General features: G+C 70.1%; 30 protein-coding genes and 1 riboswitch. Of the genes, 16 read left to right on the top strand and 14 right to left on the bottom strand.

Annotated features, from left to right (window positions below; all coding sequences use genetic code 11):
* Window positions 1–510: 510 nt before the first annotated feature.
* Window positions 511–1,773 (bottom strand): threonine synthase, encoded by a 1,263-nt coding sequence (gene thrC, locus OQ02_RS06745; protein WP_033437355.1) that lies wholly within the window; start codon window positions 1,771–1,773, stop codon window positions 511–513.
* An 11-nt stretch (window positions 1,774–1,784) separates the two neighbouring features.
* A riboswitch (SAM riboswitch) is annotated at window positions 1,785–1,912 on the bottom strand.
* Window positions 1,913–2,007: 95 nt separating this feature from the next.
* On the opposite strand from thrC, the gene holA reads away from it, so the two are divergent.
* Window positions 2,008–2,988, top strand: a complete 981-nt coding sequence (gene holA, locus OQ02_RS06740) for a DNA polymerase III subunit delta (RefSeq protein WP_033437354.1) — start codon at window positions 2,008–2,010, stop codon at window positions 2,986–2,988.
* Window positions 2,989–3,290: 302 nt separating this feature from the next.
* On the opposite strand, the gene rpsT is transcribed toward holA, so the two are convergent.
* Together rpsT and OQ02_RS06730 are read right to left on the bottom strand one after the other, a co-directional pair.
* Complete coding sequence (gene rpsT / locus OQ02_RS06735; protein WP_033437353.1) at window positions 3,291–3,551, bottom strand: 30S ribosomal protein S20; 261 nt, start codon at window positions 3,549–3,551, stop codon at window positions 3,291–3,293.
* Between the two features lie 128 nt (window positions 3,552–3,679).
* A complete protein-coding gene (locus OQ02_RS06730; protein WP_051772011.1) occupies window positions 3,680–5,962 on the bottom strand; it encodes a glycoside hydrolase family 3 N-terminal domain-containing protein in 2,283 nt (760 codons plus the stop codon).
* Window positions 5,963–6,139: 177 nt separating this feature from the next.
* Here OQ02_RS06730 and OQ02_RS06725 point away from each other — a divergent pair, with 177 nt between their 5' ends.
* Window positions 6,140–6,943 carry a sulfite exporter TauE/SafE family protein gene (locus OQ02_RS06725; protein ID WP_033437352.1) on the top strand — a complete coding sequence of 268 codons (804 nt, stop codon included), beginning with the start codon at window positions 6,140–6,142 and terminating at the stop codon, window positions 6,941–6,943.
* On the opposite strand, the gene OQ02_RS06720 is transcribed toward OQ02_RS06725, so the two are convergent.
* Window positions 6,912–7,691, bottom strand: a complete 780-nt coding sequence (locus OQ02_RS06720; protein ID WP_033437466.1) for a VOC family protein — start codon at window positions 7,689–7,691, stop codon at window positions 6,912–6,914. The genes OQ02_RS06725 and OQ02_RS06720 overlap by 32 nt on opposite strands.
* Window positions 7,692–7,785: 94 nt before the next feature.
* On the opposite strand from OQ02_RS06720, the gene mscL reads away from it, so the two are divergent.
* Complete coding sequence (gene mscL / locus OQ02_RS06715) at window positions 7,786–8,223, top strand: large conductance mechanosensitive channel protein MscL (RefSeq protein ID WP_033437351.1); 438 nt, start codon at window positions 7,786–7,788, stop codon at window positions 8,221–8,223.
* On the opposite strand, the gene OQ02_RS06710 is transcribed toward mscL, so the two are convergent.
* A complete protein-coding gene (locus tag OQ02_RS06710) occupies window positions 8,220–8,417 on the bottom strand; it encodes a hypothetical protein (protein WP_033437350.1) in 198 nt (65 codons plus the stop codon). The two genes, mscL and OQ02_RS06710, sit on opposite strands and share 4 nt — an antisense overlap.
* 1 nt (window position 8,418) lies before the next feature.
* Window positions 8,419–9,342 carry an SPFH domain-containing protein gene (locus OQ02_RS06705; protein ID WP_033437349.1) on the bottom strand — a complete coding sequence of 308 codons (924 nt, stop codon included), beginning with the start codon at window positions 9,340–9,342 and terminating at the stop codon, window positions 8,419–8,421.
* A 122-nt stretch (window positions 9,343–9,464) separates the two neighbouring features.
* Here OQ02_RS06705 and OQ02_RS06700 point away from each other — a divergent pair, with 122 nt between their 5' ends.
* From OQ02_RS06700 to OQ02_RS06690, 3 genes are read left to right on the top strand one after another with little or no spacing between them, the layout of a single operon-like run.
* The gene (locus tag OQ02_RS06700) at window positions 9,465–10,574 is read left to right on the top strand and encodes a winged helix DNA-binding domain-containing protein (protein WP_033437348.1); all 1,110 of its coding nucleotides are present in this window, start codon (window positions 9,465–9,467) and stop codon (window positions 10,572–10,574) included.
* Between the two features lie 4 nt (window positions 10,575–10,578).
* The gene (locus OQ02_RS06695) at window positions 10,579–11,037 is read left to right on the top strand and encodes a GNAT family N-acetyltransferase (RefSeq protein ID WP_051771954.1); all 459 of its coding nucleotides are present in this window, start codon (window positions 10,579–10,581) and stop codon (window positions 11,035–11,037) included.
* A 13-nt stretch (window positions 11,038–11,050) separates the two neighbouring features.
* Entirely contained in the window at window positions 11,051–11,419 is a 369-nt protein-coding gene (locus OQ02_RS06690) for a VOC family protein (RefSeq protein ID WP_033437347.1), read from the top strand.
* Here the strand turns inward: OQ02_RS06690 and OQ02_RS06685 are convergent.
* Both OQ02_RS06685 and OQ02_RS06680 read right to left on the bottom strand, forming a co-directional pair.
* The gene (locus OQ02_RS06685; RefSeq protein WP_033437346.1) at window positions 11,396–11,992 is read right to left on the bottom strand and encodes a class I SAM-dependent methyltransferase; all 597 of its coding nucleotides are present in this window, start codon (window positions 11,990–11,992) and stop codon (window positions 11,396–11,398) included. The genes OQ02_RS06690 and OQ02_RS06685 overlap by 24 nt on opposite strands.
* Window positions 11,993–12,122: 130 nt before the next feature.
* On the bottom strand, window positions 12,123–12,557 hold the full coding sequence (locus OQ02_RS06680; protein ID WP_033437345.1) for a type II toxin-antitoxin system PemK/MazF family toxin: 435 nt from the start codon (window positions 12,555–12,557) through the stop codon (window positions 12,123–12,125).
* 139 nt (window positions 12,558–12,696) lie between these two features.
* Here OQ02_RS06680 and lepA point away from each other — a divergent pair, with 139 nt between their 5' ends.
* Window positions 12,697–14,541 carry a translation elongation factor 4 gene (gene lepA, locus OQ02_RS06675; RefSeq protein WP_033437344.1) on the top strand — a complete coding sequence of 615 codons (1,845 nt, stop codon included), beginning with the start codon at window positions 12,697–12,699 and terminating at the stop codon, window positions 14,539–14,541.
* Between the two features lie 120 nt (window positions 14,542–14,661).
* Window positions 14,662–15,237 carry a Uma2 family endonuclease gene (locus OQ02_RS06670; protein WP_033437343.1) on the top strand — a complete coding sequence of 192 codons (576 nt, stop codon included), beginning with the start codon at window positions 14,662–14,664 and terminating at the stop codon, window positions 15,235–15,237.
* Window positions 15,238–15,292: 55 nt separating this feature from the next.
* Here the strand turns inward: OQ02_RS06670 and OQ02_RS06665 are convergent, their stop codons facing one another.
* Window positions 15,293–15,514, bottom strand: coding sequence for a hypothetical protein (locus OQ02_RS06665; RefSeq protein ID WP_033437342.1), 222 nt, complete (start codon window positions 15,512–15,514; stop codon window positions 15,293–15,295).
* A gap of 173 nt (window positions 15,515–15,687) precedes the next feature.
* Window positions 15,688–16,113: an HD domain-containing protein gene (locus OQ02_RS06660; protein WP_033437341.1), complete on the bottom strand. Its 426-nt coding sequence runs from the start codon at window positions 16,111–16,113 to the stop codon at window positions 15,688–15,690.
* A gap of 107 nt (window positions 16,114–16,220) precedes the next feature.
* Between OQ02_RS06660 and OQ02_RS06655 the strand changes: the two genes are divergently transcribed.
* From OQ02_RS06655 to OQ02_RS06645, 3 genes are all read left to right on the top strand, one after another.
* Window positions 16,221–17,693, top strand: a complete 1,473-nt coding sequence (locus OQ02_RS06655; protein ID WP_033437464.1) for a chitinase — start codon at window positions 16,221–16,223, stop codon at window positions 17,691–17,693.
* Window positions 17,694–17,885: 192 nt separating this feature from the next.
* Window positions 17,886–18,923, top strand: coding sequence for an NAD(P)H-dependent flavin oxidoreductase (locus OQ02_RS06650; RefSeq protein WP_033437340.1), 1,038 nt, complete (start codon window positions 17,886–17,888; stop codon window positions 18,921–18,923).
* 18 nt (window positions 18,924–18,941) lie between these two features.
* Window positions 18,942–20,585, top strand: a complete 1,644-nt coding sequence (locus tag OQ02_RS06645; RefSeq protein ID WP_033437339.1) for a DUF885 domain-containing protein — start codon at window positions 18,942–18,944, stop codon at window positions 20,583–20,585.
* Here OQ02_RS06645 and OQ02_RS06640 read toward each other — a convergent pair.
* Complete coding sequence (locus OQ02_RS06640) at window positions 20,556–21,992, bottom strand: amino acid permease (protein WP_033437338.1); 1,437 nt, start codon at window positions 21,990–21,992, stop codon at window positions 20,556–20,558. The two genes, OQ02_RS06645 and OQ02_RS06640, sit on opposite strands and share 30 nt — an antisense overlap.
* A gap of 122 nt (window positions 21,993–22,114) precedes the next feature.
* Complete coding sequence (locus OQ02_RS06635; protein WP_033437337.1) at window positions 22,115–23,083, bottom strand: quinone oxidoreductase family protein; 969 nt, start codon at window positions 23,081–23,083, stop codon at window positions 22,115–22,117.
* 68 nt (window positions 23,084–23,151) lie between these two features.
* On the opposite strand from OQ02_RS06635, the gene OQ02_RS06630 reads away from it, so the two are divergent.
* The 3 genes from OQ02_RS06630 to OQ02_RS40765 are packed head-to-tail and all read left to right on the top strand — an operon-like array spanning window position 23,152 to window position 24,109.
* Window positions 23,152–23,388 (top strand): hypothetical protein, encoded by a 237-nt coding sequence (locus OQ02_RS06630; protein WP_033437336.1) that lies wholly within the window; start codon window positions 23,152–23,154, stop codon window positions 23,386–23,388.
* Window positions 23,389–23,399: 11 nt separating this feature from the next.
* A complete protein-coding gene (locus OQ02_RS06625; RefSeq protein WP_033437335.1) occupies window positions 23,400–23,843 on the top strand; it encodes a ribonuclease domain-containing protein in 444 nt (147 codons plus the stop codon).
* Window positions 23,840–24,109, top strand: a complete 270-nt coding sequence (locus OQ02_RS40765) for a barstar family protein (RefSeq protein ID WP_081915424.1) — start codon at window positions 23,840–23,842, stop codon at window positions 24,107–24,109. Before OQ02_RS06625 ends, OQ02_RS40765 begins: the two co-directional genes overlap by 4 nt.
* Before the next feature lies 1 nt (window position 24,110).
* Here the strand turns inward: OQ02_RS40765 and OQ02_RS06615 are convergent, their stop codons facing one another.
* Window positions 24,111–24,335, bottom strand: a complete 225-nt coding sequence (locus OQ02_RS06615; protein WP_033437334.1) for a hypothetical protein — start codon at window positions 24,333–24,335, stop codon at window positions 24,111–24,113.
* Window positions 24,336–24,459: 124 nt separating this feature from the next.
* Between OQ02_RS06615 and OQ02_RS06610 the strand changes: the two genes are divergently transcribed.
* Window positions 24,460–25,305, top strand: coding sequence for a helix-turn-helix domain-containing protein (locus OQ02_RS06610; RefSeq protein ID WP_033437333.1), 846 nt, complete (start codon window positions 24,460–24,462; stop codon window positions 25,303–25,305).
* Window positions 25,306–25,316: 11 nt separating this feature from the next.
* Window positions 25,317–25,508 (top strand): DUF397 domain-containing protein, encoded by a 192-nt coding sequence (locus OQ02_RS06605; protein ID WP_033437462.1) that lies wholly within the window; start codon window positions 25,317–25,319, stop codon window positions 25,506–25,508.
* A gap of 56 nt (window positions 25,509–25,564) precedes the next feature.
* Here OQ02_RS06605 and OQ02_RS06600 read toward each other — a convergent pair whose 3' ends face one another.
* Window positions 25,565–26,368, bottom strand: a complete 804-nt coding sequence (locus tag OQ02_RS06600) for an enoyl-CoA hydratase-related protein (protein WP_033437332.1) — start codon at window positions 26,366–26,368, stop codon at window positions 25,565–25,567.
* Between the last annotated feature and the right edge of the window lie 23 nt (window positions 26,369–26,391).

Raw genomic sequence — 26,391 nt, 5'->3', positions numbered from 1 at the left:
CAGGGCGGCAACCGGGCGGTGGCCTGGGCCCTGTGGCAGCCCGGCTACACCGCGGAACCGTGGCCACGGGACGAGCTGCGGCCCGCCTTCACCTACTACGTCTGCGAGGACCTGCCCGGTGGCGGCCGGGGAATCGTTTCCAGGGCCACCGTCACCGGCGTCATCCGCATGGCGCAGGTGCCCGCCGCCGACACCGCCTACCGCCTGATCTCCGACGCCCTGTTCGACGCCGACCTCGCCATACCGCCGGAGGAATGGCATGCCGAGCGCTACAACCAGGAGAAGGCGAAACGCCCGTGGCCCCAGATGCTGACCGCTTGGCGCGTCGTCACCGAACAGGTCGGGCCGCACGTCCTGCCTGAGCTGGCGGCCTTCCCCCGAACCGGCTGGATGCGCTCCGCCAGGATCGCCCTGTGACCGGACGCACCGGGGTCAGGTCGAGGACCGGACCCCGGTACGCCGGGCGCGGTGCCGGTGGGCCCAGGGATCGAGGGCTCAGAGCCGGAGGGCTCAGTCCTGGAGGGCCTTCAGCACGGCCTCCGCCGACGGCGGGACGTTGGCCCTCGGGCCGACCCGGTCGCCCAGGGCGTCCAGGGTCTTGAGGCCGTCGCCGGTGATCAGCAGCACGGTCTCGCCGTCCGGGTCGAGCCGGCCGGTCTCGATGAGCTTCTTCGCGGTGGCCACGGTGACGCCGCCGGCGGTTTCCGCGAAGATGCCCTCGGTCTCGGCCAGCAGGCGGATGCCTTCCACGACCTCTTCGTCGGTGACGTCCTCGATCGCGCCGTTGGTGCGGCGGACGGCGTCCAGCACGTAGGGGCCGTCGGCCGGCGCGCCGATCGCCAACGACCTGGCGATGGTGTCCGGGCGGACCGGGGTGACCACGTCGAGGCCGGCCTTGAAGGCGGCCGAGACGGGGGAGCAGCCGGTGGCCTGGGCGCCGAACACCCGGTACGGGGTCTCCTCGACGAGGCCGAGGCTGCCGAACTCGCGGAACGCCTTGTCGACCTTGGTCAGCTGGGAACCGGACGCGATGGGCACCACGATCTGGTCGGGCAGCCGCCAGCCGAGCTGTTCGGCGACCTCGTAGCCCAGCGTCTTGGAACCCTCGGCGTAGTAGGGCCGGACGTTGACGTTGACGAACGCCCAGTCCTCGTGCTCGGCGGCCAGTTCCTGGGCCAGCCGGTTCACGTCGTCGTAGTTGCCGTCGACAGTGATCAGGTTGCCGCCGTAGACGGCGGTCATCAGGATCTTCGCCCGCTCCAGGGAGGAGGGGACCAGGACCACCGACTGCCAGCCGGCACGGGAGGCGGCGGCGGCGACGGCGTTGGCCAGGTTGCCGGTCGACGGGCAGGCCAGCACCTTGAAGCCGAGTTCGCGGGCGGCGGCGAGGGCGACGCCGACGACGCGGTCCTTGAACGAGTGGGTCGGGTTGCCGGTGTCGTCCTTCACCCACACCTTGCGCACACCGAGGGCCTTGGCGAGGCGGTCGGCCTCGACCAGGCGGGTGCCGCCGGGGTCGGTGTTGGGGTGCGACTGGACGTCGGACGGCACGGGCAGCAGGCTGCGGTAGCGCCAGATCGAACGGGGGCCGGCTTCGATGTCCTCACGGCGGACCCGGCCGAAGTCGTAGGCCACTTCCAGCGGCCCGAAACACTCCAGACAGGCGTATTCCGGGGCGAGAGGCGTCTCGTGCCCGCATTCACGGCAGGACAGTGCCCGAGCCGGACCGAGGTCGAAGGAGGTGGTGGCCGAAGGCACACTCACAGCAGTCATCGCGAGGTATCTCCTCATCTTTCCCGCGTCGCGGGTCGGAATTGGCACCGTGATTGCCGGCGCGCGCTGTGATGCGCACGCTGAACAACGGGTTGCCGGGGCTTCTTCGGGCCGATCCCTCTGCCCCTCTGGATGAGCGGTATTCAGTTGTGGCTTCAAACTACGGCACGATCCCGACCCTCAGCCAGACACGTCCACCATCCGGACGCCCGTTGCGCGTGGGAGGATCGCGGCGTGAGTGCGCCCGCTGACACGCCCGACGCCGTGCACCTGATCGTCGGCGAGGAGGAGTTGCTGGTCGAGCGCGCTGTGCGCGGCGCGTTGGACGCCGCCCGCAAAGCCGACCCGCAGGCCGACCTGACCCGCGTCCGCGTGACCGATCTCACCGTGGCTGAGCTGGCCGAACTGGTGAGCCCGTCGCTGTTCGCCGAGGGCAGGGTGATCGCCCTGGAGGCGGCGCAGGAGATCGGCAAGGAGGTCGCCGACGCGGTGCTCGCGTACGCCAAGGCGCCGGCGGACGGCGTGACGCTGGTCGTCGTCCACACCGGCGGCGGGCGCAGCAAGGTGGCCAAGGACCTGCCCGCGGCGCTGCGCAAGGCCGGCGCCGGGGTGACCGAGTGCCCCAAGGTCACCAAGGCCGCGGACCGCGAGGCGTTCGTGCGCAACGAGATCCGGTCGGCGGGCGGCAAGGCCGATCCCGAGGCCGTGGCGGTGCTGATCGAGGCGGTCGGGTCGGACCTGCGCGAGCTGGCGGCGGCGTCGTCGCAGCTCGTCGCCGACACCGGCGGCAAGGTCGACGCCGACGCGGTTCGCCGCTACCACCGCGGCCGGGCCGAGGTGACGGGGTTCGCGGTCGCGGAGAAGGCCGTGATGGGTGACCGGGCCGGTGCGCTGGAGGCGTTGCGGTGGGCGATCCAGCTCGGTGTGCCGCACGTGCTGGTCGCCGACGCGCTGGCCGACGCGGTGCGCACGGTCGCGCGGGTGTCCGCGGTGGGGCGGGGTGACCCGTTCAAGCTGGCGGGCGAGCTCGGCATGCCGCCGTGGAAGGTGAAGAAGGCCCAGGGCCAGTCGCGTGGCTGGGAAGACCCGGGGCTCGCGGCGGCGATGACGGTGGTCGCCGATCTGAACGCCGACGTGAAAGGCGTCGCGGCCGATTCGGGTTATGCCCTGGAGCGCGCGGTGTTGAAGATCGTCGCGGCGCACGGACGGCGCTGACCGCACGGTGGGAGAAGGTCCGCGGACCGCGCAGCGGGGAAAGATCCGCTGACCGAGTGGCGGAGAAGTTTCGCGCCGGGGAAAGATCCGCTGACCGCTTGGCGGGAGAAGTTCCGCGGCCGGAGAAGATCCGCTGACCGCTTGGCGGCAGAAGATCCGCGGCGGGAGAAGGCCCGCTGACCGCACGGCTGCAGAAGATTCACCGCGGGAGAAGATTCACCGGCGTGCGATGAGATGCAGGACAACGCAGAAGCGCCGCCCACCCCGTGCGGGGGAGCGGCGCTTCTTGAAGAAGAACCAGATCAGATCTGGTTGGCGCGACGGGCGAGCGCCGACTTCTTGTTGGCGGCCTGGTTGGCGTGGATGACGCCCTTGGAGACGGCCTTGTCGAGCTTGCGGGAAGCCTCCTGCACCAGCGCGACAGCCTTCTCCTTGTCACCGGCCTCGGCAGCCTCACGGAACTTGCGGATCGCGGTCTTGAGCGACGACTTGACGGCCTTGTTGCGCAGGCGCGCCTTCTCGTTGGTCTTGATCCGCTTCAGCTGGGACTTGATGTTCGCCACGCGAAAGCCACCTTTTCCTCGGTCTCGGAGTCGTACCGCGCTTGTCACCGGCTCCACCCCACGAGGGGGTGGTTTTCCTCCACAGCGGAATGCCGCGCGGGTACGGCCGAGAAGGATATCAGGGCAGCTCACCGCACCGTGAACCGAGCCCTCCCGTCGCCGACCACGACCTCGTAGGAGCCCTTCGCCACCTCGGGCTTCCCCCCGCCGTCCATGTCACCCGCGGTCACCGCGAGGCGCTTCACGTCGAACGTCACGTCGACCGCCCGCTCCTCACCGGCCTTCACCGCGACCCGGGTGAACCCGACGAGGCGCTGCTGCGGTGTCAGGACCTTGCTCACCGGCTGGTGCACGAACACGGGCACGACGAGCGTCCCGTCCCGCGAGCCGGTGTTGGCGACCGTCACCGACACCTTCACCTGGCCGTCCCGGCCCACCTCGGTGGACTTCAGGGTCGGCGCCGACGTGGTGAACGTCGTGTACGAGAGGCCGTGCCCGAACGCGAACGCCGGGTCGTACCCCGAGCCCGGAGCCGCGTTCGCGCCCCGCACCTGGTCGTACGTGAACGGCTGGTCGCCGACCGACTTCGGCCACGACACCGGCAGCTTCCCGCTCGGGTTCACCGCGCCGAACAGCACGTCGGCGATCGCGGCGCCGCCCTCGGTGCCCGGCAGCCAGCCCGCGACCAGCGCGGGAGCGTCCGCCACCGTGCCGAGCACCTGCGGACGCCCGGTCAGCAGCACGACCACGACCGGCTTGCCGGTGGCCCGCACCGCGTCCACCAGACCCTGCTGCGCGGCGGTCAGGGCGGGCTCCTCGGTGTCGGCCTCACCCTCGGCGCCGGGGTCCTCGCCGAGCACCACGACCACCGCGTCGGCGTCACCGGCCTGCGCGACGGCCTCGGCCTGCGTGGGCGCGCTCACCACGTCGGCGGACGGAACGGCGGCCTTGATGCCCTGCAACACCGTCACGGTCGGCGGCATCGGCGACGACTCGGGCACGCCCTGCCAGCCGACCGTCCAGCCGCCGAGCTGCCTGGCCGGCGAGTCGGCCGTGTCTCCGGTCACCACGAGCTTGCCCACGCCGGTCGACAGGGGCAGCACCCCGCCCTCGTTGCGCAGCAGCACCGCGCCCTCCGCCGCAGCCTGACGGGCCAGCGCGCGGTCGGCGCCGTTCACGATCGCGTCGGCCTTCTCGGGGTCGACGTACGGCTTCTCGAACAGGCCCAGCTCGAACTTGAGCTTCAGGATGCGCCGCACGGCCTGGTCGATCCGCTTGCCGCTGACCGCACCGCCGCGCACGGCGGACAGCAGCCCGGAGGTGAACTCCGCCGCGTTGGACGGCTCCATCGCCATGTCCACGCCGGCGTTGACGGCCATCGCGATGGCCTCCTCGTAGTCCGCCGCCACGTGGTAGCGGTCCACCAGGAACCGGATGTCCTCCCAGTCGGTGATCGCCACGCCGCGGAAGCCCATCCGCTCGCGCAACTGGGTCGTGAGCAGGTACTTCGACGCGTGCGCCGGCACGCCGTTCACCGCACCGGAGTTGATCATCACGGTGCCGACGCCCGCGTCGAACTGCGGCTGGAACGCGGGCAGCACGGTGTCCTGGAGGTACCGGATCGGCAGCTGCGCGGGCGCGCGGTCGTGCCCGTTGAACGGCTCCGAGTACCCGGCGAAGTGCTTGGCGGTCGCGGTGAGCTTGGCGGTGCCGTCGGTCGGGTCGCTCTGCTGCCCGCGCACGTTCGCCGCGGCCAGAGCGCCGGCCAGCACCGGGTCCTCGCTGTAGGTCTCGTAGTAGCGGCCCCACCGGGTGTCACGTGCGATGTCGGACACCGGCGCGAAGTTCCAGAACACGCCGGTGGCGCGCATGGCCCGACCGGTCGACGCGCCGAGCTGCTGCTGGAGCTCGGGGTTCCACGTCGCGCCGAGGCCGATCTGGTGCGGGAACATCGTGGCGCTGAGCACGTTCGAGTGGCCGTGCACGCCGTCCGCGCCGTAGATCAGCGGGATCGGCAGCCGGCTGTGGTCCATCGCGTACTTCTGGACGGCGTTGGTCATCTCGGCCCACGCGCGCGGCGTGTTCGGGTTCGGCGCGTCGCCGCCGCCGGACAGGATCGAGCCGACCTTCGCGTCCTCCAGGACGGCTTTCATGCAGTCCTCGCGCAGCGGACCGGGGTTCCACTCGCAGTTGCCGCGCAGCTTGCCCAGCCGGATCTGGGTCATCTGGCCGACCTTCTCCTCCAGCGTCATCCGCCTGAGGAGGTCGTCGACCCGCCGGTCGACCGGCGCGCGGGCGTCGAGGTACGACTGTCCCGCCGGTTCGATGATGCCGCTGGCCTGCGCTCCGGTGACGAGCAGGGCGAGCGCGGCCAACGCGGCCACCGCCGTGCGTTTGCGGGATCTCAACACCGAGAACCTCCTGGGGTGGATCAGGGAGAACAGGGAGACACCCTTCCCGCGTGACCCGGCGCACAACAGGTCCGAACGGCCCATTTGGGAGCGTTCCCACACGCCGTGGAAGTCCCGCTACCAGCACCGGGAGGCGAGGGCGAAAAAGCAGTACAACCGTCCGGTTAAGCTGTTCCGGTGACCGCCGCACTCGACTGGCCCGGCTTCGGCCAGATCTCGCTCGCCGCGCTGCTGTTCCTCTGCCTGGCCGCCCTCGTGGCCGGCGCGGTCGACGCCGTGGTGGGCGGCGGCGGGCTGATCCAGCTGCCTGCGCTGCTGCTGATCGCGCCCGGCGGCCAGCCGCTGTACGCGCTGGCCACGAACAAGGTGGCGTCCGTGGTCGGCACGTCCGCCGCCGTGCGCACGTACGCGCGGCAGACCACGATCGACTGGTGGTCGGCGCTGCCGATGGCGTCGGCCGCGTTCGTCGGCGCGGTGGGCGGTGCGGCGTTCGCGGGAGCGCTGGCGCCCGGTGTGCTGAACGGTGTGGTGCTCGTCGCGCTGGTCGGCGTCGGCCTCTACACGTGGCGCAAGCCGGACCTGGGCGTCGCCGAGACGCCGAGGTTCGCGCGCGCCGCGCAGATCACGCTGATGGCCCTGGGTGGCGTGCTGATCGGCTTCTACGACGGTCTGGCGGGACCGGGCACCGGGACGTTCCTGGTGTTCCTGCTGGTGGGCGTGGTGGGCTTCGCGTTCCTCCACGCCTCGGCCACCGCCAAGGTCGTCAACGTCGCGACGAACCTGGGCGCCTTGCTCTACTTCATCCCGGCAGGGAAGGTGCTGTGGGGCTTGGGCCTGGTGCTCGCGCTCTGCAACGTGACGGGCGCGGTGTTCGGCGCACGCCTCGCGGTGCGCCGCGGGTCCGCGTTCGTGCGCCGGGTGTTCCTCACCATCGTGGTGGCGCTGGTGGTCAGTCTGGGGTGGAAGGCGGCGCTTGGATGATCCGGAACGTCGCGCCCATCGGGTCGCCGACCGTGGTGAACCGGCCGAACCGGGACTCGACCACGTCGCCGACCGTGACGCCGCCCAACTCGCGCACCCGCTCGGCCGTCACGTCGGCGTCGGACACCGCGAAGTAGGTCATCCAGTGCGGCGGGATCTCGGCCGGGATCTCGTTGGCCATGCCGAACACGCCGGCCACCGCTCGGCCGTCGACCTGGAACTGCGTGTACGGGATGTCCGGCAGCGGGTCCAGCTCCAGCCCGAACACCTGCCGGTAGAACTCCGCCGCGCTGAACGGGTCACGGGTGGCCAGCTCGTTCCAGATCACCGAGCCGGGCTCGTTCACCACGTACGCGCCGATGTGCGTGCCCGCCTCCCAGAGCCCGAACGCCGCACCGAACGGGTCCACGGCGATCGCACCGCGGCCCGGCCCGCCGGTGTCGTACTCCGGCACGAGCACCTTGCCGCCGTTGGCGTTGAGCGACTCGACCGACTCGTCCAGGTCGTCGGTGGCCAGGTAGGTCGTCCACACCACGGGGAACATCACGTCGGGCGGCATCTCGCCGAACCCGGCCACCGGCAGCCCGCGCACCAGGCCCATCGTGTAGTGCCCGGTCTCCGGGCCGCCGATCTCGAAGTCCCAGCCGAACAGGCCGCCGTAGAAGTCCATGGTGGCCTGGCGATCGGTGGTCATCATGTCGACCCAGGCCGGCGTGCCGGGCGTGTACGGGGAGTTCAGCTCGCTCACCTCGCCTACCGTCGCATCGGCAGCCGCCACCCGCGAGTTGATCACCCGAACGTGTGGCTCAAGGCCGGTCGCCCCGCGGACCGATTCAACCCAGGTGAAGAACCTGTGGTTGGAGTTCAAGGCTTTCGCCCTGGGCGGCAACATGTTCGACCTGGCGCTGGGCTTCATCATCGGCACGGCGTTCGCCGCGCTGGTCGAGAGCCTGGCGGGCAACGTGCTGATGCAGCTGGTCGCGGCGATCTTCGGCCAGCCGGACTTCAGCGGCTTCGTGTTCACGGTCAACAACGCCGAGATCCGCTACGGCGCGTTCCTGACCGAGCTGCTGAACTTCCTGCTGCTCGGCCTGGTGCTGTTCGGCCTGGTGAAGCTGATGAAGCTGGCCAAGCTCGGCAACTTCCGTGCGCAGGGCTCGCGCGAGTGCCCGCACTGCAAGGAGTTCATCGCGGTCGACGCCGACAAGTGCAAGTGGTGCACCGCCGACGTCGTCCCCGATGTCCTGGACGACGAGCCGGGCGCGTCGCCCGCCCGCTAGTCGCCCTTGCGCGGTCGGCCGCGCCGGGGTTGGTCGGCGGCCCCGGAGGGCAGCCGACCGGCTTCGGCGAGCGCTCGGCGCAGCAGGAACTCGATCTGCGCGTTGGTGCTGCGCAGCTCGTCGTTCGCCCACCTCGTCAGCGCGTCGTGCACCGCCGGGTCGAGGCGAAGCAGGACGCTCTTGCGCTCGGCCACCTCAGGTGTACAACGACCCGGCGTTGACCACGGGCTGGGTGGATCGGTCGCCGCACAGCACGACCAGCAGGTTCGACACCATCGCCGCCTTGCGCTCCTCGTCCAGTTCGACCACGTCCTCCTGCGCGAGCTTGTCCAGTGCGAGCTGGACCATGCCCACCGCGCCCTCCACGATCCGCGACCGCGCCGCGACCACCGCGCCCGCCTGCTGGCGCTGCAGCATCGCCTGCGCGATCTCCGGAGCGTAGGCCAGGTGCGTGAGCCGGGACTCGATCACCTTCACCCCCGCCGCCTGCACCCTGGCCGCGATCTCCACCGACAGCGTCTCGGTGATCTCGTCCGCGTTCTCCCGCAGCGACAGCCCGCTCTCCTCGTGGTTGTCGTACGGGTAGCTGGTGGCGATGTGCCGGACCGCGGTCTCGGTCTGGATGCCGACGAACCGGACGAAGTCGTCCACCTCGAACTTGGCCCGCGCGGTGTCCTCGACCTGCCACACCACCACGGCGGCGATCTCGATCGGGTTCCCGTCCGCGTCGTTGACCTTCAACGTGGCGGTCTCGTGGTTGCGGATCCGGGTCGACACCCGCACCTTCGTGGTGAACGGGTTCGCCCAGCGCAGGCCGTCCTGGCGGACCGTGCCGGTGTAGCGGCCGGCGAACTGGAGCACCCGCGACTCGCCCGGCGCGACGGTGAACAGCCCGCCCGCCGCGAGCGAGCTGCCCACGATCAACAGCGCACCGCCCACGATCGCCGGGACGCTCGGCCCGTCGTCACCGGGGATCGAGCCGAGCACGAGCACCACCACGCCCGCCAGCAGCACGACCACCGCGCCGCCGAACACGCCCCACCCGGACACCTCCCGCGCTTCCCGCTCCCGGACCACCGGAATCGGCATCCGCACCGCCACGTCCGTCGTCGCGCCCATGTCCCACCCCTCGATGTCATATCGCGTGCTTAGCAAAGTGATATCACTTTTTCGGCCACGCGGGCAAACCGGCTGGTCGTACGAGGACCGGAGTTGTCCGCAATCGGCCTTACGGTGGTCGCATGACCCCGGTACTGAGCCGTCGCGCCCTCGGGCGGGCCACCCTGGCCCGCCAGTTCCTGCTGGCCCGCACCGACCGGACCGTGCCCGAGGTCGTCACGCACCTGGTCGGCTTGCAGGCCCAGACCCCGCACACCTGGTACACCGGCCTGTGGTCGCGGATCGCGGGGTTCACCCCTGACCTCGCCGCCGACCCGCTCGTGGACCGCCGACTGGTGCGCGTCGCCGTGATGCGCTCCACGATCCACCTGGTCACCGCCGAGGACGTGCTCAAGCTGCGCCCCGTGGTCCAACCCGTGCTCGAACGGGACGTGTTCCGGAACTTCACCCACGGCCGTGACCTGCGCGGACTGGACGTGGACGCCGTGGTCGCCGCCGGACGCGCACTGCTGGCCGAGAAGCCTCGCACCAACAAGGAGTTGGGCGCCCTGCTGCACGAGGAGTGGCCGGATCGCGCGCCCGCCGCGCTGGCTTACGCGATCCGCTGCCTGGTGCCGCTGGTGCAGGTGCCGCCGCGCGGGGTGTGGGGTCGCAGCGGCGCCATCGCGCACACGAGCGTCGAGACGTGGCTGGGCGAGTCGGTGACGGACGAGCCTTCGGTGGACGACCTGGTGCTGCGCTACCTGGCCGCGTTCGGACCGGCGACGGTGAAGGACGTGCAGACGTGGTGCGGGCTCACCAGGCTCCGCGAGGTGGTCGAGCGGCTGCCCCTGCTGCGGCTGCGCGACGAGGACAACCAGGAGCTGTTCGACCTGCCCGACGCGCCCCGGCCGGGGGAGGACGTGCCCGCGCCGCCGCGGTTCCTCTACGACTTCGACAACGTCCTGCTGTCGCACGCGGACCGGCGCCGGGTCGTCACCGCCGACGTGCGGGCGCAGAACTACGACCCGCACGGCCCCGTGCCGCAGTTCTTCCTGGTGGACGGCGTCACGGCGGGAGATTGGAAGCTGCACCGCACCAAGGAGGTCGCCACGCTGGAGCTGCGGCCGTTCCGCGAGCTGTCCACAGTGGATGAAGTGGAGCGGGAAGGCGCGAGGCTGCTGGCGTTCCTCGCGCCGGACGTGCCGGAGCACGAGGTCCGGACAACCTCGCCGGGCGTGGCGCGTCCCTGACCGCATGGGGACGATCACGGTGCGCACACCGCGCGCGGAGGACGTGGGGCCGCTCGTCGAGGTGTACGTCAAGGCCCGGCGCAGCTACTACGAAGGCCACCTGCCCGAAGCGGAGCTGGCCGAGTGGGAGCGGACGGCGCGGGCCAAGGTCTACGACTTCGCGAAGCCGGGCACGGTGTGGCTGTGCGCCGAACTGGACGGTGAGTTCGCCGGGTTCGCGCTGATCACGCCGGACGGCGAGCTGTGGCAGCTCCAGGTCGACCCGGCGCGGTGGGGCAACGGCGTCGGCCGCTCGCTGCACGACGCCGCCATGGACGCCCTGCGCGACCTGGGCGTTACGACCGCGACCCTCGACGTGTTCGTGGAGAACACGCGGGCGATCCGCTTCTACACCGCGAGCGGCTGGCGTGAGACCGGGCGCGAGGACACGCACGTGCGAATGGCGCTGGACCTGACCGTGTGATCGCCTGGACGGCGTGGAGATCCTGAGCAGCCGAGTCCTCATCCGCTCCCGCGACCCCGAGCGCGTCCGGGCGTTCTACCGGGACGTGCTGGGCCTGGCCGTCTACCGCGAGTTCCCCGGCGGCACGGTGTTCTTCCTCGGCCAGGGGTTCCTGGAGGTGTCCGGGACCGCTTCCGAGGACCCCACCGACGCCACGCAGCTGTGGATGCAGGTGCGTGACGTCGCGCAAGCCGCCGAAGAGCTGGCCGAGCACGTCGTCCGGCCCGCCCGGCGCGAACCGTGGGGCCTGGACGAGGTGTGGATCGCCGACCCGGACGGCCGCCGGATCGTGCTGGTCGGCATCCCCGCCGACCACCCGCTACGCCGGGACGTCCGCGAGTAGCTGGATCGACGGCCCCACCACGCCGCCGTACTGGTGCAACGACGTGCGCACGCCGGTGAACCCGGCCGCCTCGGCCTCCTTGATCAGGTCGTACTCGGAGACGTCCAGCACCCGCCGGTGCACCGACACGACCAGCCGGCCACCCGGCCGCAGCACCCGGAACAGCTCGTGGAACGCGGCCGGCCGGTTGCCCCACAGCTGGAGGTTGTTCACCGCGACCACCACGTCCACGGAGTCCTCGGGCTGCCCGGTCCGCGTCGCCGCGCCCTCCCGCAACTCGACCCGACCGGACACGATCAGCTCCGCGCACCGCTCGCGCGCCTCGTCCAGCATGACCTGCGACGGGTCGACGCCGATCGCCTTCAGCGCGCGTTCACCGGCCAGCTTCAGGCCGACACCCGGACCGGGGCCGAGCACCAGCACGACCTCCTCGGCCGTCGGCGCCGCCAGCTCCGTCGCGTGCTCCTCGGCCTTCGCGTTCAGCACGGCCATCACCCGGCCGCCCAGCTCGCCGACCTTGCCGCGCGGGTGGCCGAACGCCGCGTCCAACGCCTTCATCAGGTTGTTCGCCATGGCTCAAGGGTCGCCAGGACGCCCGACGGTCGCATCGGGGATCGTCCCGAGACGGGTCGGGGATCGTCCCGGGGTGCTTCCGGGTGCCTGGACCCCCGCTGCCGTCGCGGTGCGGGTGGACAGGGCGGGCCTAGCGCCAGCCGAGCCGCCGCAGCGCGTCCACGACCAGCGAGAACCGCTCCGGCTCCAGCACCGAACCCTCACGCCGGATGTCGTCCTCGTCCAGCTCGAACACGCGGTCGAGGCGCACGTAGGAGTGCCTGCCGTCCCGGTCCCAGCGGCCCGAGCCCAGGTCGAGGCAGTCGTCCACCTCGTGCCGGTCGGGCGTCCGGCTGGTCATCATCAGGCCGAGCAACGCCCGCCGGTGCCGGCCGACGACCAGCAGCGGCCGGTCCTTGCCGCGGTCCGGGTCCTCCTCGAAGGGGACCCAGGCCCACACCACCTCGCCCGGGTCGGCCAGGCCGTCCAGGTCGGGGGAGTACTCCAGGGTGGCCGCCACCGCGGCCGTGTGGACCTCGCGCACCGCGCCCTTGACCGGGCGGGCGTCCTCACCGTTCGCGTACACGGCGTGCAGCTTATGGCCTCGGTCACGCCCGTGTGGAACGGTACGACGGCGCGGCGTGAGATGCTGTGTGCAGTTGAAATGGGCCCCGCACTACGCCTAGCCGACATGGGCCCCCGTCCTTCGTGTGCGAGGAACCTGAGTGACCACGTTCGCCGACCAGACGTTCACGCCTCCGGAGCTCATCCGGAACTTCTGCATCATCGCCCACATCGACCACGGCAAGTCGACCCTGGCCGATCGGATGTTGCAGCTCACCGGCGTCGTCGACGCGCGGGCGATGCGAGCGCAGTACCTCGACCGCATGGACATCGAACGCGAACGCGGCATCACCATCAAGGCGCAGAACGTGCGCCTGCCGTGGGTGGTCGACGGCAACAACCACGTCCTGCACATGATCGACACCCCAGGTCACGTCGACTTCACGTACGAGGTCTCGCGGGCGCTGGAGGCGTGCGAGGGCACCGTGCTGCTGGTCGACGCCGCGCAGGGGATCGAGGCGCAGACCCTGGCCAACCTGTACCTGGCGATGGAGAACGACCTCACCATCATCCCGGTGCTGAACAAGATCGACCTGCCCGCGGCGGACCCGGACAAGTACGCCAAGGAGCTCGCCCACATCGTCGGCTGCGAGCCCGAAGAGGTGCTGCGCGTCTCGGCGAAGACCGGCCTCGGCGTCGGCGCGCTGCTGGACGAGGTCGTCAAGCGCGTCCCGGCACCGGTCGGCGACGCGGACGCACCGCCCCGCGCGATGATCTTCGACTCGGTCTACGACACGTACCGCGGCGTGGTCACCTACATCCGGGTGGTGGACGGCAAGATCACCCCGCGCCAGCGCATCCGGATGATGTCCACCAACGCGACCCACGAGCTGCTGGAAGTCGGCATCATCTCGCCCGAGCCGAAGCCGAGCGTCGGCCTGGGCGTCGGTGAGGTGGGCTACCTCATCACCGGCGTGAAGGACGTCCGCCAGTCGAAGGTCGGGGACACGGTCACGGCGGAGAAGCACGGCGCCACCGAGCCGCTGGCCGGCTACCGCGAACCGCGCCCGATGGTCTACTCCGGGCTGTACCCCGTCGACGGGTCGGACTACCCGATCCTGCGCGAGGCGCTGGACAAGCTCCAGCTCAACGACGCCGCGCTGACGTTCGAGCCGGAGACGTCGGCCGCCCTGGGCTTCGGCTTCCGCTGCGGTTTCCTCGGCCTGCTGCACCTGGAGATCACCCGGGACCGGCTGGAGCGCGAGTTCGGCCTCGACCTGATCTCCACCGCGCCGAACGTGGTGTACCGGGTCGTGATGGACGACGGCACCGAGCACGTGGTGACCAACCCGTCCGACTGGCCGGACGGCAAGCGCGCCGAGGTGTACGAGCCGGTCACCAAGTGCACGATCATCGCGCCGAGCGACTACATCGGCGCGATCATGGAGCTGTGCCAGGCCAAGCGCGGCCAGCTGGGCGGCATGGACTACCTGTCCGAGGACCGCGTCGAGCTGCGCTACACCATGCCGCTCGGCGAGATCATCTTCGACTTCTTCGACGCGCTGAAGTCCCGCACGCGCGGTTACGCGTCCTTGGACTACGAGGAGTCGGGCGAGCAGGACGCCGAGCTGGTGAAGGTCGACATCCTGTTGCAGGGCGAGCCGGTGGACGCGTTCAGCGCGATCGTGCACAAGGACTACGCCTACGCCTACGGCACCAGGATGGCGTCCAAGCTGCGCGAGCTGATCCCGCGGCAGCAGTTCGAGGTGCCGATCCAGGCCGCCGTCGGCGCCCGCGTGATCGCCCGCGAGACGATTCGCGCCATTCGCAAGGACGTGCTGGCGAAGTGCTACGGCGGTGACATCACCCGCAAGCGCAAGCTGCTGGAGAAGCAGAAGGAAGGCAAGAAGCGGATGAAGATGGTGGGCCGGGTCGAGGTTCCCCAGGAAGCCTTCGTCGCGGCTTTGTCGACCGACGACTCCAGCAAGGACAAGGGCAAGAAGTAGCCCCACCGGCCAAATCCGCGCCGGTCGGTACATCTTCGGGTGTACCGACCGGCGCGGAGCCGTGTTTTCCGGATTCCCTTTGCCATGGTTGGCGCACCAACCGGGAGGAGGGGACCATGCATGACAGCCATGGCGCATGACCAAGGCGGACGTCCCTACACGGTCGAAGACCTGGAGGGCATGCCCGATGACGGCCACCGTTACGAACTCATCGACGGGTGGCTGCACGTGAGTCCGGCGCGGGGGTACCGGCATCAGAGGGTCGTGCTCAAGCTAGGTGCACTCCTGGACGCGGCATGTCCGGACGACCTCACCGTGCTGCCGGCTCCGTTCGCCGTCCGGCCATCCGGGAACACCGAGTTGCAGCCGGACGTCCTGGTCGGCCGCGACGTCGATTTCACCGACAAGCTGCTGCCGGTTGCGCCGTTGCTGGCGGTGGAGGTGTTGTCGCCGAGTACGGGAATCGTGGATCTCACCCTCAAGAAGGGTGCCTATGAGCGCATGGGCGTGGTCAGCTACTGGATCATCGACCCACGTGAGCTCACCCTGACCGTGTTCGAACTGGACTCCGACGGTCGCTACGCGGTGGTGGCGGAGGTGAAAGGGGAGGATCAGTTCGACGCGACGTTGCCGTTCTCGGTGCGGGTCGTGCCGGCAGAACTCCTCGGCGCCGTGCGGGAGAGGTATCAGGAATGACAGAAGGGCCCTCAGGACGCCCCTGTCCTGAAGGCCCTCGAAGGGGTGCGGCGGCTCAGCTGTGGTTGCGCAGCATGCCGCTCAGCGCGTGGCGGCGGAGGATGGCTTCGATCTCCCGCGCCTCGTGGCTCGTGTGGCGGGCGAGGATCGCCTCCATGTCCATCCGAGCGCTGGGGGTGTTGTAGGCGGCCAACTCGCGGTTCAGGTCCGCTTCCCGCTTGCGGATCTGCCGCCGGGTGGCGAAGTACGTGCGAACGGTCTCCAGAGTCTTGGTCATGTCGCCTTTCAATCGTCTCTCTGTATCGGTTCACCTACTATGATGCCGCACGTCAGGGACTTGCGCCGCCAAATCGGGCGTGATCTCCGCCGCAACTGTCACGGCCGTGTTAGAGGGCCCGTGCGGGACCCAGCCGGAGACGTCGGCCGGGTAACGGCGGCGCGAAAGTCACCTCACCGCGCGAGGATCTCCAGCGCCCGCGCGTACTTCGCCCGCAGCCGGTCCTGGGTCGCCTGGTCGAGCAGCGCCAGCCGTGCCGGTGACGTGTTGTCGGCGATGTCCGCCCGCTTCACCTCCACCGCGACCGGGTCGGCCCGCACGCGCGCCAGGTAGTCCTCCTGGGCCTCGCCGTCCCGGTGGCTCAACGCGAGCACGGTCGCCACCACCTCGGGTGGACATCCGGCGGCCAGCAGGTCGTCGTCGGTGACCGCGGTGTCCTCCACGACGTCGTGCAGCACGGCCGCCATGCGCGCGTGCTCGCCGGACACCCGGCCCATCACGCGCAGCGGGTGGTCGATGTACGGCTTGCCGGACTTGTCGACCTGCCCCTCGTGGGCCGCCCGCGCGATCCTGGTCGCGTCATCAACGGTGAACGTCACCCGCCCATGGTCACACCCTTGACAAGACCCAGTGGTCTAGTCCATTTTTCCAGTGGCCCACGTCACCCGTGCTGGGCTTGGCCGCCGAGGAGAACGTGGAGGTGGACGTGGCTTCGAGGACGAGACGCGCGCTGGGCGCGGTGCTGGCGGGACTGCTGGCGATCGCAGGCCTGACCCTGGTGGTCGTGGGCAGCGCGTCGGCAGCCAACCTGGTCGCCAACCCCGGGTTCGAGGGCAGCACCAGCGGCTGGACGTGCGGCGCGGCGACGACCGTGACGACCACGACCAAGCGCAGCGGCACGCACGCGCTGGCGGGCACCCCCGCCGGTCACGACAACGCGCGCTGCTCGCAGACGATCTCCGTGCAGGCCAACACCGCGTACAAGCTGACGGGCTGGGTCCAGGGCAGCTACGTGTACCTGGGCGTGACCGGCACCGGCAGCGGTGACAAGAGCACCTGGACGCCGGGGTCGACCGGCTTCAGCCAGCTGTCGATCGACTTCACCACCGGCGCGGCGAGCAGCGTCACGATCTACGTGCACGGCTGGTACGGCCAGCCGACGTTCTACGCGGACGACGTGAGCCTCGACGGTCCGGGCACCCCGCCGACGAGCACCACCACCACGTCGACGACCACGTCGACGACGACGACCACCACCACGACCACGACGACCACCAACCCGAACCCGTCGCTGCCGAAGCACGCCCTCACCGGCTACTGGCACAACTTCGACAACGGCTCGCGGGTGCTCAAGCTCGCCGACGTGCCGACCACCTACGACATCGTCGCCGTCGCGTTCGCCGACGCCACCACCACTCCCGGCGCGGTCGCGTTCAACCTCGACCCGACGTTGTCGAGCAAGCTCGGCGGCTACACCGACGCCCAGTTCAAGGCGGACGTGCGCACCCTCCAGGGCCGCGGCCAGAAGGTGATCATCTCCGTCGGCGGTGAGAAGGGCACGATCAGCGTCGGCAACTCGACCGCCGCGACGAACTTCGCCAACAGCGTGAAGACGTTGATCGCGAACTACGGGTTCGACGGCGTCGACATCGACCTGGAGAACGGCGTCAACGCCACGTACATGGCGCAGTCGCTGCGGAGCATCCACGCGGGCGGCGGCAAGGTCATCGCCATGGCGCCGCAGACCATCGACATGCAGTCCACCGGCGCGGAGTACTTCAAGCTGGCGTTGGCCGTGAAGGACATCCTCACGGTCGTCAACATGCAGTACTACAACTCCGGCTCGATGCTCGGCTGCGACCAGAAGGTCTACTCCCAGGGCACGGTGGACTTCCTGGTGGCGCTGGCGTGCATCCAGCTCCAGAACGGCCTCCGCCCGGACCAGGTCGGCCTCGGCCTGCCCGCCTCGCCGTCCGGTGCGGGCGGCGGCTACCAGTCGCCGGCCAACGTCAACGCGGCGCTGAACTGCCTGGCGAAGGGCACGAACTGCGGTTCGTTCAAGCCCTCGCAGACGTGGCCGGGCATCCGCGGCGCGATGACGTGGTCCATCAACTGGGACGCCTCGAACAACTGGCAGTTCGCCAACACGGTGGCACCGCACCTGGACACGCTCCCGTAGCCCCGCTTCCGGACGTAGGACTCCGACCCCGTGAGTCCTACGTCCGGAACGCGTGAGTCCTACGTTCAGGACGCGTGAGTCCTACGTTCGGAACCCCCGAATTCAACGCTCGGAACGCGCGCGTTTTGCGCGAGGACGGCGTGGACGTGCGAAGTCGGGATTTCGGCGGCGGGGCGGGTTAGGGTCGGCGCCATGTTGGACCGACTCGAAGTGCCCGTCATCGCCGCGCCGATGGCCGGTGGGGCGTCCACACCCGAACTGGTGGCCGCGGTCGGGGGCGCGGGCGGCCTCGGGTTCCTGGCCGCCGGCTACCTCTCGGTCGAGGCGGTCGCCGGTCAGGTCACCGCCACGACGGCGCTCACCGACCGGCCGTTCGGGGTCAACCTCTTCGTCCCCGGGCCCCGGTCCACCGCCGACATCTCCGGCTACCGCGAACGCGTCCGGGCGCTGTCACCGACCGAGCCGGGCGAACCGAAGTGGGACGACGACGCCTACGCGGCCAAGCTGGAACTGGTCATGGCGCTGCGCGTCCCGGTCGTCTCCTTCACCTTCGGCCTGCCGAACACCGAGGACGTGCACCGCCTGCACGCCGCCGGCTCGACGGTCGTCGTCACCGTCACCACCCCGCAGGAAGCCGCGCAGGCGGCCCAGATCGGCGCCGACGCGCTGTGCGTGCAGGGCAGCGACGCGGGCGGGCACCGCGGCACGTTCGCCGACGACGGCGTCTCGCCCGGGGGCGGCGAGCTGTTCGGCGTGCTGGCCGCGCTCCGCCTGGTCCGCGCCCGGGTCGACCTGCCGCTGATCGCCACCGGTGGACTGGTGCACGGCGCGGACGTCGCCGCCGTCCTCACCGCGGGCGCGGTCGCGGCCCAGCTCGGTACCGCGTTCCTGGCCGCACCCGAGGCGGGCACGTCCGCCGCGCACCGCAAGGCCCTGGCCGAAGGCACCCGCCGCACCGCCCTGACCAGGGCGTTCAGCGGACGTCCGGCGCGCGGCCTGGTGAACCGGTTCCTGGTCGAGAACCAGGGCAACGCACCCGCCGCGTACCCGGAGGTGCACCACCTGACCAAGCCGGTGCGCGCGTCCGGGGACCCGGAGCTGATGTCGATGTGGGCCGGGCAGACCTACCCGCTGGTCCGACCGGCCCCGGCGGCCGAGATCGTGGCACGCCTGGTCGCCGAGGCCCGTGACGCCATTTCCGTCGTGAACACGCGCATTCCGCCGGGGTAGCGCCACAGAATTGGCGGCGTGACCACCGCGCGCGAGCTCGCCGACGAGTTGCTGACCCTGCTGCTGGACGGAGATCCCGTCATGGCGACGCTGCTCGGCCTGCCCGGCTGGGACGACCGGCTGCCGGACCCGAGCGCCGAAGGTCACCGCGTGCTGCGCGACCGTGCCGTGGACATCGCGCGACTCGCGCGCACCGGGGACGACGACCCGGTGACACGGGCGGTGGTCGCGCAGCAGGCGTGGGGCATGGTGCACCGCCTCGACGCGAAGCTGGTCGAGCACACCCACGCGGAAGGCCTCACCGCGCCGCTGGTCGTGCTGCTCGGCGCGTTACCCCTGATCCGCCCGACCGACGACGCGGCACGGCAGGCCTACCTGACCCGGCTGTCGGCACTGCCCGCGTACCTGGAAACCCTCGCGCAGCGGCAACGGGAGTCCGCCCGCCGTCCCCTGCGACACCTGGTGGAATCCGCCATCGGCCGCCTCGACCGCTACCTGGCCGAGGACGTCGACCCGCTGTCCACGCCGCTGCACGGCACCGCGTTCACGTCCAGGTGCGACCGGCTGCTGCACGGGACCGTGCGCCCGGCTGTCGCCCGCTACCGCGACTTCCTGCGCACTGAGGTGGTCCACCGCGGTCGCGCCGACACGCAGCCGGGCCTGTGCTGGCTGCCCGACGGCGACCTGATCTACCCCGACCTGGTCCGGATGTACACGACGACAGCGCACACGCCTGAGGAGCTGCACCGGATCGGGTTGGACCTGATCGAGTCGCTGGACCGGGAGTACGAGGAGATCGGTGGACGGGTGTTCGGCCCGACCACGGCGGCCGGCGTGCGTGCCCGACTGCTCGCTGATCCGGCGCTGCGCTGGGGAAGTGCCGACGAGATGCTGGTGCCGGCCAAGGAGTGCATCGCCCGCGCGGAGGAGGTCGCGGGCGGCTGGTTCGGCACCGTCCCGGTGGCGCGGTGCGAGGTCGAGGCGGTCCCGGAGGCCGAGGCGCCGAACGCGCCGCTGGCCTACTACATGGACCCGGCGATGGACGGCTCCCGGCCGGGCACGTACTTCGTCAACACCCACCAGGCCGAGCTGCGCGACCGGTTCAGCGCCGAGTCCACCGCGTTCCACGAGGCCGTGCCGGGGCACCACTTCCAGATCGCGTCGGCCCAGCAGTTGGTCGACCTGCCGGTGCTGCGCCGGTTCGCGTCCATCGAGGCCTACCTGGAGGGGTGGGCGCTGTACGCGGAGCGGCTGGCCGACGAGATGGGCCTCTACAGCGACGACGTGGCGCGGCTCGGGATGCTGTCGGGCGACTCGCTGCGGGCCGCCCGCCTGGTGGTGGACACCGGTCTGCACGCGTTGCGCTGGACGCGTCAGCAGGCCGTGGAGTACTTGCGCGCCAACGCGGTCATGTCGGACGTCGACGTCTTCTCCGAGGTCGACCGGTACATCGAGAACCCCGCGCAGGCGCTGTCCTACATGGTGGGGCGGCTGGAGATCCAGCGCCTGCGCGGTGAGGCGGAGCGCCGGCTGGGCGACCGCTTCGACATCAGGGCGTTCCACGACCTCGTGCTGTGCGGCGGACCGCTGCCGATGGCCGTGCTCGCCGACGTGGTCGACGAGTGGTGCGACTCAGTCCTCGGTGCGGTTGTTGAGGAGTGACTTCCGCTTGCTGTAGGCGAAGTACACGACCAGCCCGATGAGGAACCAGACGCCGAAGCGCAGCCAGGTCTCCGGCGCCAGGAACGTGATCAGCCACAGCGAGAACACCACGCCGATGATCGGCACGACCGGCATGCCCGGCGTCTTGAACGTGCGCGGCAGGTCGGGCTGCTTGTACCGCAGCACGATCACCGCGACGCAGACCACCACGAACGCCAGCAGGATGCCGATGTTGGTCAGCTCGGCGGCCTCGGCGATGGGCAGGAAGCCGGCGATGACGGCGGACGCGACGCCGAGCACCCACGTGGTGCGCGTCGGCACGTGCTTGACCGGGTGCGTCTTGGCGAACCACTTCGGCAGCAGGCCGTCGCGCGACATCGAGTAGCCGACCCGCGCCGCGCCCATCAGGAAGGTGAACAGCACCGTCGTGATGCCCAGCACCGCGCCGACGGAGATGATGATGCCCAGCGCCGGCAGGCCGATGTCGGCGAACGCCGAGGCGAACGCGCTCTCCGCGTCCACGTCCTTGTAGTTGACCATGCCGGTGAGCACCAGGCAGGCGAGCACGTACAGCACCATCGAGACGGCCAGCGAGTAGATGATCGCCTTCGGCATGTGCTTCTGGGAGTCCTTGGACTCCTCGGCGGCCGTGCTCATGGCGTCGTAGCCGAACACCGCGAAGAACACCGTGGCCGCGCCCGTGAGCGCGCCGGACAGGCCGAACGGGAAGAACGGGTTGTAGTTGCCGGTGTTGATGTGGAACGCGCCGACCACGATCACCAGGAGCACCACGGCGACCTTCAGGTACACCAGGGTCGTCTCGAAGCGGGCGGCGTTCTTCATGCCCGTGTTGAGCACGAACGCGATCAGCAGGCACAGCAGCACGGCGAACAGGTTGACCTTGTAGCTGCCCGCCGCGACGTCACCGGTCTCCGTGCCGGGCGCGCCGAGCATCCACACCGGCAGGTCGATGCCCAGCAGGTTCAGCAGCTCGTTGAAGTAGCCGCTGATGCCGATCGCCACCACGGCCACGATCGCGGTGTACTCCAGCAGCAGGTCCCAGCCGATGAACCAGCCGACGATCTCGCCGAGCACGGCGTAGCCGTAGGTGTAGGCCGAGCCCGCCTTGGGGATCAGGCCCGCGAACTCCGCGTAGGAGAACGCGGCGGCGGCGCTGGCGATGCCCGCGACGAGGAACGAGATCAGCACGGCCGGGCCCGCGGTCTTGTTGGCCACGGCGCCGGCCAGCGAGAAGATGCCCGCGCCGATGATGCCGCCGATGCCGATCGCGGTGAGCTGCCACAGCCCCAAGGTCCGGGTCAGCGCCGTCTTCTCGTCACTGATCTGCTCGATCGGCTTGCGGCGGAACACGCCGCTGCCCCGGCCGAATCCGTCCTGCACCGTCATTCGTCCAGCTCCCTCGGTGGATTGGTGTGCGGCGAACCGTACGCCGGTCAACTGTCACCGGGTTTGTCCGATCACACCATTCGAAGGGCCGTTTCTTGTTCGGTTGTACGGAGTGGCGACTCTCAGCTCCGCGTGAAGACGATCTTGCCCGCGGTCTCGCCGTCGAGCATGGCGCGCAGGCCCTCCTCGGCCCGGTCGAACGGCAGCTCCGCGCCGATCTGCGGACGCAGGCCGTTCAGCTCGCAGAACGCCAGCAGGTCGCCCAACTCCTCGCGCGTGCCCATGGTCGAGCCGACCACCCGCAGCTGGAGGAAGAACAGCCGCTGCAACTCGGCCGCCGACGCGTCACCGCTCGTCGCGCCGGAGATCACCACGATCCCGCCCGGCTTGAGCGACTTCATCGAGTGCGACCAGGTGGCCTTGCCGACGGTCTCGAACACCGCGTCCACGCGCTCCGGCAGCCGTGCGCCGGACTCGAACGACTGGTGCGCGCCCAGGCTCTCGGCCAGTGCCCGCTTCTCCTCCGTGCGGCCGGTGACCCACACCCGGAAGCCCGCCGCGCGGCCCAACTGCACCAGAGCCGTCGACACGCCACCGGACGCGCCCTGCACGAGCATCGTCTGACCCGGCCGCAGACCCGACTTCACGAACAGCATCCGGTACGCCGTCAGCCACGCGGTGCCCATGCACGCAGCTTCGGCGAAGCTCAACCCCGCCGGCTTGGGCAGCGCGTTGCGCGCCGGGACGACGACGTGGTCGGCGAACGAGCCCTGGTGCTTCTCGGTGAGCAGCGTGCGGCCGGGGTCCAGGGTCTCGTCACCGGACCAGGCCGGGTCGCCGATCACCGAGTGCAGCACGACCTCCGTGCCGTCCTCCAGCGTGCCCGCGCCGTCGCAGCCGAGGATCATCGGGAACCGCTCGGGCTTGATCCCGACGCCGCGCAGCGTCCACAGGTCGTGCATGTTGAGGCTCGCGGCCTTGACGGCCACCTTCACCCAACCCGGTGGGACCTCGGGCTCCGGTCGTTCGCCGACGCGCAGGGCGGCGATCGGGTCTTGCGGGCTCGGCTCGGCTGCGTAGACGGCGAACATGCGGGCAACTTACCGACTGGTAGTGATCCGTGTGCGGTGAAGCGCGTCACGGGACTAGGCTCGGTGGTGTGGTGGACGGGTTCGAGCAGTGGTGGGACGGGGTCGAGCTGTGGATGGCGCAGCTGGCCTTCCCCTTCCAGTTCGCGCTGCTCATGTGCGTGCTGCTGCCGTTGTCCCTGGGGGTGGCCCGGCTGATCGACCGGGTCGTCGACAACGCCTCGACCAGGTTCAACCCGGTGCCCAAGGTCGAGCCGGGGAGTGACGAGGGGAAGCCCGAGAAGGTGGACGCGGGCCGTTCTTCGTAGGCTCTGGAGTCGTGACTCCCGCCCGGCGGCTCTCCGCCGCACTGCTCGGCCTGATCGTGCTGGTCGTGGTCGGCTACTTCGCCAAGGACCTCACCGACTCGTCGCCCGCTCCGCCCACCTCCAGTTCCGTGCCCGGTGCGGCGGTCGACGTTCCCGGTGCGGACTCCGGGTTGCCGGTCGAGGCGCTGTCCGAGCTGCCCCCGGAGGCCAAGGCGACGTGGGAGCTGATCGAGCGGGACGGCCCGTTCCCGTACCCGCGCAACGACGGGGTGACGTTCCAGAACCGCGAGAAGATACTCCCGGCCGAAGCCCGCGACTACTACCGCGAGTACACCGTGCCTACGCCGGGCAGTGACGATCGCGGTGCGCGTCGGATCGTCACCGGGTCGTCGGACGAGGTGTACTACACGGGTGACCACTACGAGTCGTTCGTCGTCGTGGACGTGACGAAATGACCTACCGGCACGTGGTGCGCCGGGGCGCGCACTCGAAGAAGGCCGCCATCGGGGCGATTGCGGACGCGTTGAGCTTTCCTGATTGGTTCGGGCACAACCTGGACGCGTTGTACGACTGCCTGACCGACTTGTCGTGGTTGCCGGAGGGTGAGCACGTGCTGGTGTGGGAGGGGGGCAACGCCGACGTCGAAGCCGTCCTCGCCGACGCCGCCACCCGCACTGCTGATGCAGGGGAACGCGTGCTGATTGTGGAGTACACGGACTGAGCTATTCCGCGGGTTCGGTGTCGGAGAACTCGCGCAAGTCCGGTAGTGCGTCCCCGAGCATCCGGTACACCTTCACTGCCGCTTCGGGCGTCAGGGACAGGTCCACCACACCGTCGAAGTTCAGCTCGAAGTCGCCGTCCCCGGTGATGTGCGACTTGAACCGCGCATCGGTGTGGATCTTGATGTAGGAGGAGTGCTCGACCCCGATGTCGCTCTGGAATGGCATGCAGCGAGAGTAAGACGGCAACTCAAACACGGATGTGTTCTAACGAGTGAAAACTTGATTTGCTGTTTGATTCACTCGGTCAGGCGTCCAAGCGGTGTGCGTTTCGTGCGGCACACTCCCGCGCATGGTTGGTGAAGACGACTTCGACCCCGTGATCGCGCGGCTCCAGTTCGGCGAACTGGCCCGTCAGCTCAGAGAAGCCGCGAGGGTCGAGTTCGGTGAAGCGGACAGGGCTGTCGGTGGCTACTTCGGCAAGCTGTCGAAGATCGAAACCGGCACCATCGCGCCGCGATCGCAGGACGTCGACTGGATGGTCGAGCGGTACGAAGTCGCCTCGGCCCAGGCTGAGGAACTGCGATCGCTGGCCACGATCGCCCGACGCCGCGCCAAGCCCGCGAAGACCCTCGGCACGTCGCGCCAGTACGTGTCGCTGGAACGCCGCGCGACCAAGATCGCGATGGTGTACAACGAAATCCCCGGCTTGCTCCAGACCGCCGAGTTCGCGTACACGGCGTTGTCGCTCTCGCCGGTCATCGTCGCGGCCGACTTGCCGGGCTACGCCCAGGAACGAGCCGAACGCGGCGCGCGGGTCATCCGGTCGGACGGGCCGGAAGTCAGGATCGTGCTTGGCGAGGAAGCGTTCGACCGCGCGAACGGTGGACCGGCGGTGCTTCGACGGCAGCTCGAACACCTCCGCGAAGTGGCGGACATGCCCAACGTCGGCCTCCGGGTGCTGCCGAGGTCCACCACGAGCGGGATCGTTCCCGCGCTCGTCTGCCCGTACACGCTGTTGGAAGTCGATGCGAAGACGTTGGCTTACGTGGAGACCTTGACCCGCTCGGACTACATCAAGGCCCCTGCGCCGTATGTGTTCGCGTTCGAGCACGCTTGGCGTCTGGCCGCTTCCGGTGGAGAGTCGACGGAGATCCTCGACCGCAGGATCGCGGACCTCGCCGACACCAGGGAGTAGCAATGTGGAGCATGGCCACCACCCTCACGGATGCCCGGTGGCGCAAGAGCGGCCGTTCTAACGCCGGCGGCGCTCAGTGCGTCGAGTTGGCACATGTGGAGATCGGCACGGCGGTGCGGGACAGCAAGGCGCCCGCCGGACCGGCGCTGATCTTCGCCCCGGCCGCGTTCGCGCACTTCGTCGCGGGGTTGAAGCGCGGCTGAGGTTGTCGGCGGGACACCTCGTCCCCGGTGTCCCGCCCCTCGCCTGCTCGACCCACCTAGTTCGTGCCGGATTCCTCGGTGCCGGACTCCTCGGTGGGCACCCACGACGGCTTGCGCTTGCCGACGAACGCGGCGATGCCTTCCTGACCTTCGGGGCCGCCGAAGTGGCGTGCGGACAGGGCGAGCATGTCGGCGAACACCTCGCCGAGGTCGTCCGGCCGGGGTTCCTGCAACATCCGCTTCGTGGCGGCCAGGGCGTTCGGCGCGCCCAGCGCGAGCATGTCCGTGTACCTGCCGACCTCGGTGTCCAGGTCGTCGGCGGCCACCGCGGAGTTGATCAAACCGATGGCCACGGCCTTCGGCGCGGCGAACGTCTCGCCGGTCAGGAACAGCTCGTGGGCCGCCCGGGGCAGCAGGCGGGGGAGCACGGTCACCGAGATGACGGCGGGCACGACGCCGATGCGGACCTCGCTGAACGCGAACGTGGCCGTGTCCACCGCGACCGCGATGTCGCACGCCGCCACGATGCCGACACCACCCGCACGCGCCGGGCCGGCCAGCCGTGCGACGACGGGCTTCGGGCTGGTCCACAGCTGTTCCAGGATCGCCGGGAACTCGTTGACCCCCTGCTTGTCCGCACTCGCCCCGCCCGCCTCCTTCAGGTCCATGCCGGAGCAGAACACCGGTCCGGTGTGGCTCAGCACGATCACGCGCACGGCGTCGTCGGCCGTGGCGGTCTTCAGGTGTCCGGTCAGCTCGGCGCGCAGCTGTGCGGACAGGGCGTTGCGGTTGCGGGGGGAGTCCAGCGTGATCGTCGCGATGCCGCGCCGCACCTCGTAGTGGACCAGCTCGTCTGCCATGCGCCGCACTCTACGATCCCGCG

Origin of the sequence: Saccharothrix sp. NRRL B-16314 (genome assembly GCF_000716595.1) — a bacterium.
In the GTDB taxonomy this organism is placed as follows: Bacteria; Actinomycetota; Actinomycetes; order Mycobacteriales; family Pseudonocardiaceae; genus Actinosynnema.
The sequence above is the reverse complement of the archived record's forward strand: the minus strand, read 5'-3'. Positions and strand labels throughout refer to the sequence as shown.

Bases quoted from the DNA above. Each gene is read 5' to 3' on its own strand.
- OQ02_RS06700 (WP_033437348.1), top strand. From the start codon at position 9,465: ATGACCCCGGTACTGAGCCGTCGCGCCCTCGGGCGGGCCACCCTGGCC.
- OQ02_RS06600 (WP_033437332.1), bottom strand. From the start codon at position 26,368: ATGGCAGACGAGCTGGTCCACTACGAGGTGCGGCGCGGCATCGCGACG.
- thrC (WP_033437355.1), bottom strand. From the start codon at position 1,773: ATGACTGCTGTGAGTGTGCCTTCGGCCACCACCTCCTTCGACCTCGGT.
- OQ02_RS06635 (WP_033437337.1), bottom strand. From the start codon at position 23,083: ATGTTCGCCGTCTACGCAGCCGAGCCGAGCCCGCAAGACCCGATCGCC.
- OQ02_RS06605 (WP_033437462.1), top strand. From the start codon at position 25,317: ATGGCCACCACCCTCACGGATGCCCGGTGGCGCAAGAGCGGCCGTTCT.
- OQ02_RS06705 (WP_033437349.1), bottom strand. From the start codon at position 9,342: ATGGGCGCGACGACGGACGTGGCGGTGCGGATGCCGATTCCGGTGGTC.
- OQ02_RS06615 (WP_033437334.1), bottom strand. From the start codon at position 24,335: ATGCCATTCCAGAGCGACATCGGGGTCGAGCACTCCTCCTACATCAAG.
- OQ02_RS06610 (WP_033437333.1), top strand. From the start codon at position 24,460: ATGGTTGGTGAAGACGACTTCGACCCCGTGATCGCGCGGCTCCAGTTC.
- OQ02_RS06695 (WP_051771954.1), top strand. From the start codon at position 10,579: ATGGGGACGATCACGGTGCGCACACCGCGCGCGGAGGACGTGGGGCCG.
- OQ02_RS06665 (WP_033437342.1), bottom strand. From the start codon at position 15,514: ATGACCAAGACTCTGGAGACCGTTCGCACGTACTTCGCCACCCGGCGG.
- OQ02_RS40765 (WP_081915424.1), top strand. From the start codon at position 23,840: ATGACCTACCGGCACGTGGTGCGCCGGGGCGCGCACTCGAAGAAGGCC.
- OQ02_RS06670 (WP_033437343.1), top strand. From the start codon at position 14,662: ATGACAGCCATGGCGCATGACCAAGGCGGACGTCCCTACACGGTCGAA.
- OQ02_RS06685 (WP_033437346.1), bottom strand. From the start codon at position 11,992: ATGGCGAACAACCTGATGAAGGCGTTGGACGCGGCGTTCGGCCACCCG.
- OQ02_RS06640 (WP_033437338.1), bottom strand. From the start codon at position 21,992: ATGACGGTGCAGGACGGATTCGGCCGGGGCAGCGGCGTGTTCCGCCGC.
- OQ02_RS06650 (WP_033437340.1), top strand. From the start codon at position 17,886: ATGTTGGACCGACTCGAAGTGCCCGTCATCGCCGCGCCGATGGCCGGT.